Raw genomic sequence first — 14744 nt, forward strand, 5'->3', positions numbered from 1 at the left:
TCTCTGACATACGTTCCTCCATCAGGATAATTTTCTTAAGAATACCATCTGATCCGGATCGCCGCCCGTTACCAGAAGGTTAATGTCGTTGGTAAACTGTGCAATTTTATCGGTTGCCTGATACATCGATTTCTCGGTTGTCCAGACATTGCCCTCTTTGACTGCTTTGTAATCGGCAAACATAGAATCCTTTGCCAGCAGGTCGTCCAGGGTTTTGACGGTGGAATCGATACTTGCGTTGTAGATCAGGTAGTCCGCATCTTCGGCCGTATCGTAGAACTGCTCCATCGTGATCGGCACGGATGTTTTTCCGCTGTCGTCCTGGAGATCACGGAAGGCGTTGCGCGCACCGCCAAGCTCGATCATGTTGGAAATGTAGTCCTCCGGGTTCCGCACAACGGCAGCCCCGCTCGTATTAATATAGAAGAAAGCGACCGTTTTTTCGGTATTCTGGAAATCCTTCAGATTTTCCACAATACTTGCCTGATTTGCAAAGAAGTCGGCTGCCTCCTCCTCTTTGTCCAGCATGGCACCGTAGAGTTTGATCCATTCGGTTCTGCCAAGAGGCTGGGATTCATAGCTGGAACGGTCGATGAAGACCGGAATATCGAGCATCTCGATCATCTCCTGTACCTTCGGGGAATGGAGGATCATCGTGGATTCAATGGCCAGATCACAGTTCTCACTGACCAGAAGTTCGTAATCCGGCTCACTGTATTTTCCGGCGAAGATCATCGTTCCGGCATTCATCGCGTCAACGGCATCCTGTACGTACCAGTTGTCTGCGGTTTCACCGGAGAGACGAATCGTATCGAGGGAGTCGATGGCATCGAACAGCGCCATCGGAGAGGTTGCTGCCATGTAGATGCGTTCCAGCGGCTGATGGATTACAATTACGTCGGAATCGAGGTCATCCGGTGCCTCTTTTCCGTCCGGGACGAGCAGATACTGCGCGCCGTCTTTGACATCGATCAGTTTATAGCCGTCTGTGCAGTAGTATACGTTAAAGCACTCGGCGTAATTCAGGACCATCTTGCTCTCGATGGTGATTCCGGTGATGTCCGGTGCGTCGCTGACATCGTCTGTCGTTGCGAAACCATCCGCGGATGCGGTATCACTCCCGGAGGTGCTGCTCTCAGCAGTGGCTTCGGAGGTGCTTTCACTTTCAGCTGTACTTTCCGAGACGGATGTGCTCTCCGTCTGGCTTTCGGAAACGTCTGCTGCGGATGCTGTGGATGTGCTGCTCTCAGAAACTGCCGAAGTGCCCGACGCGGACGATGTGCTGCTTCCCGTTGATGCGGTGCTGCCGCAGGCCGTCAGTGACATCGCTGCTGCAAGAAAAAGTGCGGTCCATTTTTTCAGCTTTCTTTCGTTTTTTCCTGTCATTTGATATTCCTTTCTTAAAGAAAAAGCCGCTGCCATACGGCAGCAGCCCTTTCTCATTTTTTGCTGCAAATTATTGTACTTATTTATTCTCTTCTGCCTTTACCATCTGCTGGAACAGCTCGTTTGCCTGATCCTCGCATCCGAAGATCACGCCGTAGACTTTCAGCCACTCTGCTTTCGCAAGATCGGTCTTCTCGTCTGCGGAACGGTCAACCAGCATCGGAATGGTCAGGGTTGCCAGACGCTCTGCGGTGTCGGACAGACGCTCATTTTCCTCTTTCAGAAGTTCTTCCGGAGTCTTGTCTTCGTCTGCTTTCTCATCCGTTGTCTTATCGTCTTTATCGTCCTTCTGATCCTCAGATTTGGTATCTGCGGTCTCGTCGGCTGCATCAGCATCTTCCTCATCTTTTGCATTTCCCGGAAGGAACTCAGACGGAAGAATTGCAAAGTCGATTTCGTCTTTTACCAGAGCTTTGTAGTCCAGATCATCGAATGCTCCGTCGAAGGAGATTTTTTTATCTTCCATTGCTTTTGCAATGTTTTCGATCTGGCAGTCTTTCTGCTCCATGCCGACTGCTTTGATGCTCTCTGCTGCGTCTAACTGCTTGTCGAGAAGTTTCAGGGCATCCTCAGATGCTACGTATGTTTTCTCAACCGGAAGCTGGATCACAATCATATCTTTGTCCAGTCCTGCCGGAATCTCAACATCTTTCGGAACGATCAGATATTTGACAACATTGCCTTCGTACAGCTCTTTTGTCTTTTCGGTCAGATCTTTCGCTTTCTCAGTGCTGGTTTTTTTGGAATTGGATGCTGCTGCCGCTTCTTCCTCGTCGGTTGCTGCTGCGGTATTCTCTGCTGCTGCGGTATCGGTATCTTCTGCTTTCTTGTCGTCCTCGGTCTGTTTCTCCGGATCACGCTCGGTATCTTTTGTCATATCGATCTCCAGCAGGGTGATGCCTTCGTCGTAATGATACATCTTGAAGTACTCTGCGTAAGCAAGTTTTGTCTCTGCTTTGTATTCCAGTCCCATGATCTCTGGAGCGGTGGTATCCAGCTTGGAGTTATCGGTGCTGATCGTGGAGATTGTTCCGTCTGCTTTTACAAATCCTGTGCTGGAAGAAGTGCTGCCGCCCTTCTTTGCTGCTGCCAGGGAGATGAAGATGTTGTAGGAAATCTCATGGGCAACGGACATTCTGGTGGTCATACCGATGATGGTATTGTTCTTGTTCAGCTCAACCGGAATGGTGAAGATGCTGCTTCCGCCGCTGACATTTGCCATGTATTTATTTCCGTTTGCTTTTACATATCCGTAGTACGGACTGCTGAATGCGATCGTTGCATAAGCCTGTCCGTTCGTTACAGTAATCTTGCTGCAGGAGATGGTTACCTTTCCGGATCCGCCGGAGAAGGAGAATCCGTCTGGTGTGTAAACGCCGTCTGCCAGTGTGGTTGCACTGTCTACTTTGGATGTGCCGCCGCTTAAGTCAGACTCATATTTGGATTCCTGCTCCGGTTTGGTATCGGCCGGTTTCTGGGTCGGTGCCGGAGCCGGGGTGCTGGTCGGTTTTACAACCGGTGTCTCAGATGGAGATACGGTTGGGGTCTTGGTCGGAACGAGGGTTGGTTTCGGAGTATCGCCCTTGTTGTCATCCGACGGAAGGTCTCCGGTCTTTTTCAGGCTGGAAGATGCAATCGTGATGGCTCTGTCGTACCATTTGCCGCTCTTTACTGCATGAGCTGCTACAGCAAATTCCTGATCAAGTGCCTCTACCGGGATTTCAAACTGCATTCCGGTTTTGGTTTCACCGTCTAAGGTGTAGTCCACTTTTCCGGTGGAAGCGATCCATGCGCCGCTCTCTGCTGCCGCATCTTTTCCGGTTCCCATATACAGATAATCATAGCCGCTTCCGCTTAAGGTGATAACTGCTGTCATTTTTCCGTTTTTCGCGGTCAGTTTTACGCCGACTACCTTGAACATTGCTGCATTAGTTGTTGCCTCTGCACTGTAAATACCATCTGCTACTTTATTGGTCTCATCTGCCGGAAGATCTGCGGTCTTTTTCAGACTGGAAGATGCAATAGTAATGGTTCTTGCATACCATTTATCCCGTTTTGCAGAATGGGAAGAAACAACAAGTGCCTGATCAAGTGCTGCTACCGGAATATCATACTGCATTCCTGTTTTCGTCTCGCCGTCTGCTGTTGTGTAATCAACGGTGCCGACGCCTGCAATCCATGCACTCTTGTCTGCGGCAGCTGCCTCTTCCGGTGTTCCCATGTACAGATAATCGTAGGCAACACCACTTAACGTGATGCGTGCTTTCATGTCGCCGTCTTTTACGGTCAGCTCTACGCCGACTACTTTGAACATAGCTGCGCCGGTCTCCGCGGTTCCGCTGTAGATACCGTTTTCTACTTTCGCCGGTTCCGGAGTTGGAGTTGCGGTTGGAACCGGAGTCTCACTCGGAGTCGGGGTTGCAGTCGGGACCGGAGTCTCGGTCGGCTCCGGTATCGGAGTTACTTCCGGTGTTTTACTTCCCGGAACTGCAAGATAAAGCTGCTGTTTGATGTACCAGGTTCCGTCTTTCTTTCCAAGAACGATCGGAACGGTTGTGCCGGCTTTGTCCGCATCTACTTCAAATGTAAAGGAATAACCGCCGTTTGCTTCCTGCATTCCCTGGATAGCCGGTGTTTTTGCAAGGTCATCGTTCTTTCCAAGATACAGTTTATCAAATGATACGTTGTTTGTTTTCAGTGTAAGAACGAGTTTATCGCCCTTGTTGATCATTGTTGCCTCGGAGATGACGAACATTTTGAATACGCTGCCGTCCTCTTTGGTAACCGGTGCTTCTACACTGGCTGGCTTATTCGAGGAATCCTCACCTGGATTTTCGCTTGGAGTCTCGGTTGGTTCCGGTATTACCGTCGGGATTGCAGCGGTGCTGTGAATCGTAACAGTTTTATCAGCCCATGTTTTTTTCTTGGCTGAGCGAACGGCAACATCCATCTGTTTGTCAAGCTCTTCCACCGGAATTTCAAAACAATATCCGGTCTTTTCTGCACCGGTCTTCGTATCCGTATAGGTTTCGCTTCCTGTCGGAGCAATCCAGCTCTTTTCATCTGCTGCGGCAGCTTCTGCTGCTGTTCCCATATACAGGTAATCATAGCCGGTTCCACTCAGCAGAATGGATGCTTTCAGTTTTCCATCTTTTACGATGAGTCTGGAAGAAACCACACGGAACATGCTTCCGGTTGCTTCTGCAGAAGTCTCATACTCACCATCTGCCGGTTTTGCTGCTTCCGCTGCTTTTGTTTCTTTCTTCTCGGCTGTATTGGATGCCTCATTTTTGGTCGTTTCTTTTACTTCCGTTTTCGGCTGTTCTGCCGCCGGACTGGTATTCTCTTTTACAGCATCTTTGGTTTCTTCTTTTGCCGGTGTTTCTTTTTCAGCATCCTGGGAAGTCTCATCTGCTGCTTCCGGCTCTTTTTCTGTGGTATCGGCAGTCTCTTCACCGTCTTTTGCAGTGTCCTCTGCAGTATCTTCCGAAGCATCCTCATCTGCGGATGGTGTCTCGGTCTCGTCAGATCCTGCCGGTGTCTGATCCTCTGCAGGCGCGGCCGGTGTTTCCGTCGGCTCTTCTGCCGGAGTCTCTGCAGTGCTTTCACTGCTCTCGGTTTCTGCCGGTGTTGTTTCCGGTTCTGCCGTCTCTGCTGTTTCTTCGCTCTGCGGCGCTTCCTCTGCGGCTGCGCTGCTTTCTGTCTGTGCTGCTTTTTCCTGCGTATCTGCTAATACGCTGACAGTCGGGCTCATGATCATGGACGCCGACAGCAGCAGTGCCAGAAATTTGCTTGAATTTCCTTTCATAACTTCTCCTTTTCTTCGGATATCCTTCGCGCATCTGCTCCGGATTCCGTCTGACTTTTTCAGGCAGCTGGGCGGTGCCTGTCCCCGTCAATGATGTCTCCCTGCAAGTAATCTTGTTTTTGAGGACACATTTTTTCTGCGAAAAGACAAACAGACATCTGCTTTTTCTGCAAAAGAGTTTCTCCACCGGAGCTCTTTTTCGGACGCATGGCGACAAAAAAGCAGATGTCCGATTTTACTTCGTACATCTTTCCATGAATATATATGCTTTTATCGGAAGCGATTCACTAACCTTTCCAGCAGGTTTCCTGACTCGCAGATCTTCACGGCAGCCGCGCCTTCTCATGCGTTTCGCACAATGGCATTTCTGCAGCTAACACTCCCTGCTTACAGTGACCGGATCGCTCAGGATTTCCACCTGATTCCCTTTTACCTTCGCGGATTCTTTTTCAAATCCGTTCCGCACTGAAAAGTCCCTTATTTCATTCGTTACTGATTATAGCAAAGCCGTTTTGGAAAGTCAAATGAAAGGCCACGGAAAAAGCGCATAAAATCAGCATTTTTTACATACTTTATGATAACTGTCCGCACCGGAGCCTATTCTATGAAACCAGCTTCTCTGCACCGCCGCATCCTGTTCCCTCTGCTTCTGTGCGGCGGACTTCTTTTCGCTCTGCTGTTCTGGTATTTTTCCCCGTTCTTTTCCCCTGGTGAGAACCGCCGGTTTTCCGCGTATGTGGAGGAACGCTTCCACTCCGAGGTAACCTCTTCTGCCATCACGCTCCACTATACCCTCGCCGATCCGGCTTCCCGCGGAATTGCCCCCGGCACTGCCTCGTTCGGCACGGTTTCCATCCCTGACCGCACCTCGTATGATGCCCTGCTGCAGAGTGTGGAAACAACGCTCACATCCTTTCATCGAAACCGCCTCTCCGCGGAAAATCAGATCACGCTCGATCTTCTGCTCTACGAGCTGAACTGCGAGAAAATGCCGGGCAGCACCAGCCTTCTTGCGGAACCGCTCGGTCCGTCGCTCGGGATTCAGGCACAGCTTCCCATTCTGCTCGCGGAGTACCCGTTCCGCACACAGCAGGATATCGCCGACTACCTCCATCTTCTGCAGGATCTCCCGCGCTATTTCTCCGATCTCATCGCACTCGAGCAGGAAAAATCCCGGCAGGGCGTGTTTCAGAATGACCTTGCGGTCGATGGCATTATCCGCCAGTGCAGTGCTTTTCTCGCCGACGCGGATACACCGGAAAGCCATCTGCTCCACACCGTTTTTCAGAATAAACTGCAGGCGTCTTCACTGTTTTCTGAGGCGGAAAGGAATCTCTGTCTGCAGACGCATGAAAAACTCCTTATCTCCTGTGTTTTTCCCGCCTACCGCTCTCTTTCCGATGCTCTTTCTTCACTCCGCGGCAAAGGAACGCAGAACGCCGGCGGTCTTTCCCGGCAGGAAGGCGGACTTTCCTACTATGCGTATCTTCTCCGCAGCCGCGTCGGTGTTGACGCTTCACCGGAGGAGCTGACCCGCCTTTTAACACAGCAGCTTGCGGACCAGTGTGCCGAAATGCAGATTATTCTCGATCAGAATCCGTCGCTCTCCCTCTCCGAGCAGGCGCTCGTGCTGCCGTTCTCCACGCCGGAGGAAATGCTTGCCGATCTGCAGAATGCCGTTTCTGAAGATTTTCCCGTTCTTTCGGGTATCGCATACGAAGTAAAGACCGTGGATGACTCTCTCAAGGATTTTTTAAGCCCCGCCTTTTATCTCACACCGCCCGCCGATGTCAATTCACCCAACTCCATTTACCTGAATCCCGCGGATGAAATGACCGGCATCGAGCTGTATTCCACACTTGCCCACGAGGGCTTTCCCGGCCATCTGTACCAGACCGTCTCGTTCTCGCGCTCCGACCCGCTTCTGATCCGCCATCTCTACGCGCCGTCGGGTTATGTGGAAGGATGGGCAACCTACGTTGAATCATATGCCTGCCGCTACGCCGCACGTAATCTCGATGCAAACACGCAGGCGCTCTGCCGTCTCTGGTATCTGAACCGCTCGGTGCATCTTACCCTCTGCTCGCTGCTGGATCTCGGAATCCACAGCCAGGGATGGCTCCTCTCGGATGCGTCAGCCTTTCTGGCGCAGTTCGGCATCACGGATGCGTCGGCCGCTGCCTCTTTATATCAGTATATTCTCGAGACACCGGCGAACTATCTGAAATACTGTGTCGGATCGCTCTCGTTTTCGCAGCTCCTCTCGGAAGTGCAGAAACAGGAAGGTGACTCATTCTCATTGATCGGTTTCCATGAAAAACTGCTCCGTCTCGGGCCTCTGCCGTTTCCGCTCGTAGAAAAATATCTGTAAACGGTTCGCCCTGCTGAAAAAAAGATCCCACAGACTTTCTTCTATAAATAATAAAAAGTTCTGTGAGATCTTTTTCATTTTCAAAATTCTTTAACCTAAATTGTAAAGAGATGGATCTGTCGGCCGCTGCGGATCAATAACAGAGGCAGAATCAAACAGATCGCTTGTTCTATCCTCGCCGCCTCCGTAGAGGTTCTGGTACAGACGGTATCCATCCAGGTTTCTTCGTCCCATACGCAGGTAATTGTCTCTTACCTGAACGAAATACTGGGAGGAATCTACGTTGCAGTAGATGTTGAAGCCCTGACTCTTTAAGTAAGCAAACTTCTCATTGTCCATCGTGTAATCGTGCCAGTCGGAAAGATCCTGTCCATGTGCAAAGATGATGATATCGCTTCCGCCGATGAGCGGTGCAACATACGTCAGCCATTTCTCGGTATCCGCCTGGATCGTCTCGATCGGTTTGTCGCCGACACGGATATGGCCCCAGGTATGGCTTGCGAATGTCCAGCCGTCTGCTTTGATCGCATCGGCTACTTTTTTCGCCTCCTCGCACTCTTTATCCCAGTCGAAATCCGGGTGTGCATCAAGCCATGCTACCTGATCATCCGTCAGATCTTCTCTTGTCTTGTAATCACCGTCGGTGCGGTATCCGAGGATTCCGTCGTAGCCGGTCAGTGCTACGGTTCCGCGCGCATTATGGTATACGGCATCCGGATGCGCTTCGATAAACTGATCCATCAGCGGGATGCAGTCGTAAGCACCGGTCACAACAGTTCCGTCATCCTGAATGTATTCGCAGGTCGGTTTTCCGTCGTCGCCGACTACCATCTTGCTGGCAATGCCGCGTCCGTCGTAAGAGTGGTAATAGGAAAGGTCATCCAGAGAAAGAACGAATGCTTTCTTGCCCTCCGGCAGGTAAATGTCCCCTTCCTCGTAATGAACGGTTCCGTCATCATCTACGGTCTTTTTCACGAGATCGTTGATCGAAACCATGACATATCCTCTGTCGTACATCTGCTGGGTAATCGCGTTGAACTCATCCACGGTGGTCATCCACTGGCAGAAGCCTGCGGTCTGTGCGTTGTCCTGATAGAACGCTTTCTGCGGATCGACTACAAGAGAATGATAGAAAATGTGGGTTACTTCGTTGACGTTGACGCGCACACAGGCATCTCTCGTGCTGGTGTACTCTGCTACTTTTGTGATGATATCCGCGTCGGTTGCTGCGCCCTCTACGCTCTGGAGCTTTTCAATGGCTCCATCGTAATCGTATGTCTGCGCAAGTGCATCGGCTTCCGCCATAATCTGTGCTTTCGTTGTCGGCGCTTCAGCACTTCCCGTGCTGTCCGACGATACGGAACCGTCCACCTCTGCTGTTTTCTGATCCTCTTTTTCCTGTGCTTTCTGCTGGATTTTTTCTGTTCCTCCGGCCAAAGCCCAGATTCCAATGCCGAAGATGACAAGCAGAACACATAGAATTCCTGTTTTGATCATCAGCGCACGCTTCCGCTTTCTTCTTCGGAGCTCCTTTTTACTGATGTTTTTTTTCTCACTCATTTTTCCTTCCTCCCAAAACAGCTTTTGCTTTTCTGGCAAATATTACAGTTTTACCGGACTGACAGAAATTCAGCCCGGACTCTGCTCTTTCTATTTTAGCTCAAAATACCGGTTCTGTCGAGTAGGTTTCCGGCAGGTTAAGAGAAATGTAAGAAAACCGGTAACGCTCTTTCTTTTATGCGCGCTGGCCGTGTGCCTCATACATGAGAACGGCGGATGCAATCGCTGCGTTTAACGATTCCACTTTTCCTTCCATCGGAATACGGATCAGGCACTCGGCGGCCTCTGCCATTGCATCAGTCAGGCCGTTTCCCTCATTTCCGATCAGGAATGCCGTTCCTTTTGTGTAATCCTCCTCGCGGTAGGAATGCACGCCGTGCAGATGTGCCGCGTACGTACAGATCTTCCGCGCTTTTAAGCCTTTTACAAATCCGACCGCATCGTCGACGATCAGAAACGGCATACGGTAGATCGAGCCCATCGTCGAGCGGATCGTTTTCGGATTGAAGATATCCGCGGTACCGCGGCTCATGATGATGCCGGTGACTCCTGCGCCCTCTGCGGTGCGGATGATTGTTCCGACATTTCCAGGGTCCTGCAGATCCTCAAGTACCATCAGAAGCGGTGTCTTTCCGTTGTCCATCACCTCCTCTTCGGTGTAGTGCGGCATACGGATCACACTTAAAACACCCTGCGGCGTCTTCGTGTCGCACATGGACTGGAACACGCGGTCGTCCACTACTTCGTATTCTGTCCCGTCGGACGGTATTTCATGCATTTTGCTGCCGCTCTCAGACACATATACTTTTTTCAGCCATTCCCGCGGCGCTTCCTGGAACATTTTCCAGCCCTCCGCCACGAAAACGTCCTGCTCCCGGCGTTCTTTTGCTTTTTTGTTCAGCGCAATAATGTTTTTTACCTGTGCATTGCTGCTGCTTGTAATCATGAATGGTCCCCTCATTTCCTGTTTTTCATCAATTTGGCAAGTTCTTTGTTTTCGCCGATCAGAATCAGCACTTCCTCTGCGCGGAGCAGCGTCTTCGGATTGACCGTGACACGGATGTCTTCCCCGTCCTTGACGGCGATTACGTTGATACTGTATTTCTTCCGCAGATCCAGCTCCTCGAGGTTATGCCCCGTCCACGCTTCCGGCACGGGAAGCTCTACCATGGAGAACGAATCCGACAGCATGAAGAAGTCCTGGAAGCCGCCGGAAATCAGGCTTTTTCCGAGGCGGATACCCGTCTCACTCTCCGCCATCACGACGCGGTCCGCGCCGACTTTTTTCAAAATATTGGCATGCATCTGGCTCATGCACTTTGCGATGACGAGCGGCACGCCCGCCTCTTTTGCCTGCAGGGTGGCGAGGATGCTCGACTCCATATTTTCGGAAATGCCAACGATCACCACATCCATATTGCTGATGCCAAGAGATGCGAACACACGACTGTCCGTGATGTCTGCACGCGCCGCATAGGTAACAAGATCGGCAATTTCCTGTACCGGCTCAGCGTCTTTATCAACGGCAAGCACTTCTTTTCCTGCCTGCGCAAGTGTCGTTGCTACAGAAAAACCAAACTTTCCAAGTCCAATGACTGCATACTGTTTACTCATTTCTTTTCCTCGTTTTCTGAAATCTGTCCTGTTTTTTATTTTCCCAACTATCCAATCAGAATCCGCTGCTCCGGTCTCTGAATATCGACATCTTTTCTTCCTGTTCTGCGGCGCAGTGCGACAGCCAGCGTCACCGGCCCGATTCTTCCCATAAACATAACCAGAATAACAATCACCTTTCCCATAAAAGGAAGCGTCGGCGTCAGGGAACGGGTGAGGCCCACCGTTGCAACCGCAGAAATAATTTCATACGTACAATCCAGCAGCGGGCTTCCGGTTACGGAAATCAGCAGCACGGTGGCAGTAAAGACTGTCGTCAGTACAAAAAAGAAAATGACGACAGCGGTACGGATATTTTCTTCCATCACTTTCCGCCCCCAGGCCACCGTATCTGAGTCTCCGCGAATATAGGAGGCAACCAGCACAACCAGAATGGCAACCGTTGTCGTCTTAACACCACCTGCCGTTCCCATCGGGGAGCCACCGATGAACATGAGAACCATACTTACCATTGCAGAGCTGTCCGAGAAATCAGCCTGCGGGATCGTCTCAAAGCCTGCCGTTCTTGTCGTCACGGACTGAAAAAAAGCCGCCATGACCTTCTGCGCCGGTTTCAGGCTGCCAAGTGATGGCGCGTGATTCCAGTCCAGTGCAAGAATCAGCAGTGCTCCACCGAACACCAGAATCATGGTTGTCGTTAAAACCAGTTTCGTATGAAGCGTGAATCCTCGCACAAAATTTTTACGGGGCCGTTTTCCCTTCACAAGCTCCTGCACCCGCTCCATAACTTCCCACCAGACGGGAAAACCAAGACCGCTCAAAAGAATCAGTCCCATCGTCGTAAAGTTTATCAGCGGGTTCGTTACAAACGGAGCAAAAGAGGCTTCGCCAACGAGATCGATTCCCGCATTACAGAAAGCGGAAACGGCGTGAAAAATACTGTAGCCGATTCCCTTCCAGAAGCCATACTCCGGCACAAACCAGAAGCTATACAGAACCGCCCCCGCAATCTCTACGGTTGCTGTTCCAATCAGAAGCCGGCGCACGATGCCCACACTGCCCTTTAAAACCGGCAGATTATAGGTATCCTGAATTAATTTCCGGCTCTGCAGACTGATTTTCCGGCGCAGGATCAGAAACACCATCGTCAGGCACGCCATGATGCCAAGACCTCCGAACTGAATCAACCCGAGGATCACAATTTTTCCAAAGATACTCCATGTCGTCGCCGTCGGAACGGTGACAAGGCCCGTCACGCAGACAGATGTCGTTGCGGTAAACAGGGCGTCGAGCCAGTAAACGCTTTTTCCGTCCGCCGCAGAAACCGGCAGGCAAAGAAGAATTGTCCCCAGCAGAATCACCGCAGCAAACCCCAGCATCATAATCCGCTCCGCCGGGGTATGCCATTTATTTTTGCTTTCTTTTTCGGCCATTGCTCCTCCTATTCTGCCGCTTCATTTTCTGCTTCACTGCTGTAGTAGAGCTTTCCGCTCTCACTGTCCGTCACGGTAATATCCGCAAAATATTCCCCGCAGGAACCCTCACACTGGTAATAGACGTCAAACGAAACCGTCATGTCATCTTCTCCTTCCAGGTATTCCGCGTGAACCTGATTTTTCGCGGTCCGCGTCGTTCTGCTCCACACTTTATCATCCGCAAGAAGCTCCTTTTTGATCTTCACAGGAAATTCACTGGATGCAATTTCGTGCTGATTGGACTCGTTTTTGATCCGGTAATAGAGATTCATGTACAGCCCGTCATCTTCCTCATGGAAAAACCAGCCGTAGATATCATCCTCCGCAACAATCGTCGGCTGGATCAGCTCAGCGTTTGTTTTGGTCGTGAATGCATTCATCTCATGCGTAAACTCATTCTGCATCCGGCGATGCTTCATCAGCCAGCTGCCTTCCTTCACACCGGCCGCAGCCACGGCAAGAACGACAGCGCCGATGCAAAGGCCAATGATTTTCTTTTTTGTCATTATTTAATTTCCCCTTTTCTTTTCGAAACACAAAAATAAGATACCCCTAAGAACATACTTATGAGTATCTTATCAGTTTGCACATATAAAGTCAACGGAGCCAACCCGATCCAGCCTGCTGTTTCTGCCTCACCGAGTGCTTCTGCTACCATAAGCCGGCTGCTGCGGTTTGTAGAAAAGCTACGGAATCTGTGCTTTTTATTCTACATGAAATTGAGGGAAGATTGTGTTAAAGTTGCGTAAAATATGTTCTCAGGTTTATGCACTCGCAAGCACAAGCTCTCTTGTCTCCACAATCACGATCTCATCGATCGACACATGCAGTACCGCTGCCAGTACGATCAGGTTGTCGATTGCCGGCATGGCGGTGCCGTGCTGCCACTTGTAGATTGCCTGCGGGGTGGTGAAACCGAAAATTTCCTGCAGGTCGCGGACGGTAAGGCCTGCCTGCTGCCGCAGTCTTGTAATGTTTCTTCCTGTTGCTTCCATATCAATTGACGGAATTGCCATCATTTTTTTCTTCCTCCTTCTTGCGGAGGAATTTTACTGGTTTCCTCCGCCTCTATTCTGATGCTTTGAAATTGTAAACGGGACGCAGCACCTCCACGACATCGACCGATGCACGGACTATATCGAGAATATCATCCAGCGATTTGTACGCCATCGGCGCCTCGTCCAAGGTATGTTCGTTGACGGAAGTCGTATAGATTCCCTCCATGCTCTTCCGGTATTCCTCCAGTGCCAGGGTTTCCTTCGCTTTTTTGCGCGACATCAGCCGTCCGGCTCCGTGCGGGGCAGAATCATTCCACTCCGGATTTCCTTTTCCGACGGCGAGAATACTGCCGTCACGCATATTGATCGGAATCAGCACTCGTTCTCCTTTGTGCGCTGCGATTGCGCCTTTTCGGAGTATCATCTCGTTTGTGTCGATATAGTTATGAATCGTGTGGAACGCATCGGTGCCGGTAAGGCCGGTTCGTTCCAGCAGGATTTCCGCCATTTTTTCCCGGTTCCGGCGTGCAAACTGCTGGCAGATCTCCACGTCGTGCAGATAGGCTTCCAGATATTTTCCGGTCAGATAGCAGAGATCCTCCGGCATCTGCGCTTCGTCCGGTTTCCACTGCAGCTGTTTTAACGCCTCCTGGATTTCCTTTCTGCGGCCCTGCTCTTTGTAGGTGCGTATGAGCTCCTCGCGTTTTTCCAGGTACTCGTCATAACCGCGGTCCAGCCGCACTGCCAGATTCTGGTAATACTCTGCCACCTGTTTTCCGAGATTCCGCGAGCCGGAATGGATGACGAGATATTTTGTGCCGTCGGCGGCTTCATCGATCTCGATAAAATGGTTGCCGCCGCCTAAGGTTCCAAGCGACCGCTCCAGGCGTTTTGTGTCTTTTAATTCCCGGCTGCAGGCAAGTGTCATCAGATCAAAACGTTCCTGTCTCCCCTCCCAGACATTCATGCCGGACGGGATAACATGTGCCGCCTCGTCGATTTTTGCAAAATCAAGTTCGGCTCTTCCAAGATTTACGGTGTACATGCCGCACCCGATGTCCACGCCGACGACGTTCGGCACTGCCTTGTCGCGGATGGTCATCGTTGTTCCGATCGTACATCCTTTTCCCGCATGCACATCCGGCATGATACGGATCCGCGAGCCTTCCGTCATCGGATAATCGCACATGCGGCGGATCTGCTCTATAGCTTCCTCCTCTACGACCCTGGCATAGCAGATGGCTGTATTTACTTTTCCTTTGATTTTGATCTGATCCATTCCGGATTTCTCCCTTCTCAATTTGTTCTGATATAAAAATTTAATAGAAAAAGCCACCTATCCCATGTGTTCAACATAAGATAAGCGGCTCCTCTTCGTTCGTATCCAGTTGTCTGATGCGGTCGTCTAATTTGATCCTCCCGTATCATATTCCACAGAATCCGTTCTGTCGCTTTTCTCAATTGAACATATC

Annotated in this window: 10 protein-coding genes and 1 riboswitch; of the genes, 1 reads left to right on the forward strand and 9 read right to left on the reverse strand. The window is 50.7% G+C overall.

Annotated features, from left to right (window positions below; translation table 11 throughout):
- Positions 1-21: 21 nt before the first annotated feature.
- Both I2G42_RS13145 and I2G42_RS13150 read right to left on the reverse strand, forming a co-directional pair.
- Positions 22-1386 (reverse strand): ABC transporter substrate-binding protein, encoded by a 1365-nt coding sequence (locus I2G42_RS13145; RefSeq protein ID WP_227094147.1) that lies wholly within the window; start codon positions 1384-1386, stop codon positions 22-24.
- A gap of 79 nt (positions 1387-1465) precedes the next feature.
- Positions 1466-5254, reverse strand: coding sequence for a hypothetical protein (locus tag I2G42_RS13150; RefSeq protein WP_195531141.1), 3789 nt, complete (start codon positions 5252-5254; stop codon positions 1466-1468).
- Positions 5255-5535: 281 nt separating this feature from the next.
- Positions 5536-5739: riboswitch (cobalamin riboswitch) on the reverse strand.
- 119 nt (positions 5740-5858) lie between these two features.
- Here I2G42_RS13150 and I2G42_RS13155 point away from each other — a divergent pair.
- Positions 5859-7625: a DUF885 domain-containing protein gene (locus I2G42_RS13155; protein WP_195531142.1), complete on the forward strand. Its 1767-nt coding sequence runs from the start codon at positions 5859-5861 to the stop codon at positions 7623-7625.
- A 90-nt stretch (positions 7626-7715) separates the two neighbouring features.
- Here I2G42_RS13155 and I2G42_RS13160 read toward each other — a convergent pair whose 3' ends face one another.
- The 7 genes from I2G42_RS13160 to I2G42_RS13190 form a co-directional block, all read right to left on the reverse strand.
- Complete coding sequence (locus I2G42_RS13160) at positions 7716-9185, reverse strand: hypothetical protein (protein WP_022461704.1); 1470 nt, start codon at positions 9183-9185, stop codon at positions 7716-7718.
- A gap of 175 nt (positions 9186-9360) precedes the next feature.
- On the reverse strand, positions 9361-10131 hold the full coding sequence (locus I2G42_RS13165; protein ID WP_022461705.1) for a TrmH family RNA methyltransferase: 771 nt from the start codon (positions 10129-10131) through the stop codon (positions 9361-9363).
- Between the two features lie 11 nt (positions 10132-10142).
- Positions 10143-10799, reverse strand: coding sequence for a potassium channel family protein (locus I2G42_RS13170; RefSeq protein WP_022461706.1), 657 nt, complete (start codon positions 10797-10799; stop codon positions 10143-10145).
- Between the two features lie 47 nt (positions 10800-10846).
- On the reverse strand, positions 10847-12232 hold the full coding sequence (locus tag I2G42_RS13175; RefSeq protein ID WP_195531143.1) for a TrkH family potassium uptake protein: 1386 nt from the start codon (positions 12230-12232) through the stop codon (positions 10847-10849).
- 8 nt (positions 12233-12240) lie between these two features.
- A complete protein-coding gene (locus tag I2G42_RS13180; RefSeq protein ID WP_022461708.1) occupies positions 12241-12780 on the reverse strand; it encodes a hypothetical protein in 540 nt (179 codons plus the stop codon).
- Between the two features lie 258 nt (positions 12781-13038).
- Positions 13039-13293 carry a helix-turn-helix domain-containing protein gene (locus I2G42_RS13185; protein WP_022461709.1) on the reverse strand — a complete coding sequence of 85 codons (255 nt, stop codon included), beginning with the start codon at positions 13291-13293 and terminating at the stop codon, positions 13039-13041.
- Between the two features lie 49 nt (positions 13294-13342).
- Positions 13343-14551: an RtcB family protein gene (locus I2G42_RS13190; protein WP_118720221.1), complete on the reverse strand. Its 1209-nt coding sequence runs from the start codon at positions 14549-14551 to the stop codon at positions 13343-13345.
- Positions 14552-14744: the final 193 nt, after the last annotated feature.

Source organism: Fusicatenibacter saccharivorans (genome assembly GCF_015557635.1).
In the GTDB taxonomy this organism is placed as follows: domain Bacteria; phylum Bacillota; class Clostridia; order Lachnospirales; family Lachnospiraceae; genus Fusicatenibacter; species Fusicatenibacter saccharivorans.

What these genes read in the sequence shown, in the direction of transcription:
- I2G42_RS13145 (WP_227094147.1), bottom strand. Translation starts at nt 1,386, where the DNA reads ATGACAGGAAAAAACGAAAGAAAGCTGAAAAAATGGACCGCACTTTTT.
- I2G42_RS13150 (WP_195531141.1), bottom strand. Translation starts at nt 5,254, where the DNA reads ATGAAAGGAAATTCAAGCAAATTTCTGGCACTGCTGCTGTCGGCGTCC.
- I2G42_RS13155 (WP_195531142.1), top strand. Translation starts at nt 5,859, where the DNA reads ATGAAACCAGCTTCTCTGCACCGCCGCATCCTGTTCCCTCTGCTTCTG.
- I2G42_RS13160 (WP_022461704.1), bottom strand. Translation starts at nt 9,185, where the DNA reads ATGAGTGAGAAAAAAAACATCAGTAAAAAGGAGCTCCGAAGAAGAAAG.
- I2G42_RS13165 (WP_022461705.1), bottom strand. Translation starts at nt 10,131, where the DNA reads ATGATTACAAGCAGCAGCAATGCACAGGTAAAAAACATTATTGCGCTG.
- I2G42_RS13170 (WP_022461706.1), bottom strand. Translation starts at nt 10,799, where the DNA reads ATGAGTAAACAGTATGCAGTCATTGGACTTGGAAAGTTTGGTTTTTCT.
- I2G42_RS13175 (WP_195531143.1), bottom strand. Translation starts at nt 12,232, where the DNA reads ATGGCCGAAAAAGAAAGCAAAAATAAATGGCATACCCCGGCGGAGCGG.
- I2G42_RS13180 (WP_022461708.1), bottom strand. Translation starts at nt 12,780, where the DNA reads ATGACAAAAAAGAAAATCATTGGCCTTTGCATCGGCGCTGTCGTTCTT.
- I2G42_RS13185 (WP_022461709.1), bottom strand. Translation starts at nt 13,293, where the DNA reads ATGATGGCAATTCCGTCAATTGATATGGAAGCAACAGGAAGAAACATT.
- I2G42_RS13190 (WP_118720221.1), bottom strand. Translation starts at nt 14,551, where the DNA reads ATGGATCAGATCAAAATCAAAGGAAAAGTAAATACAGCCATCTGCTAT.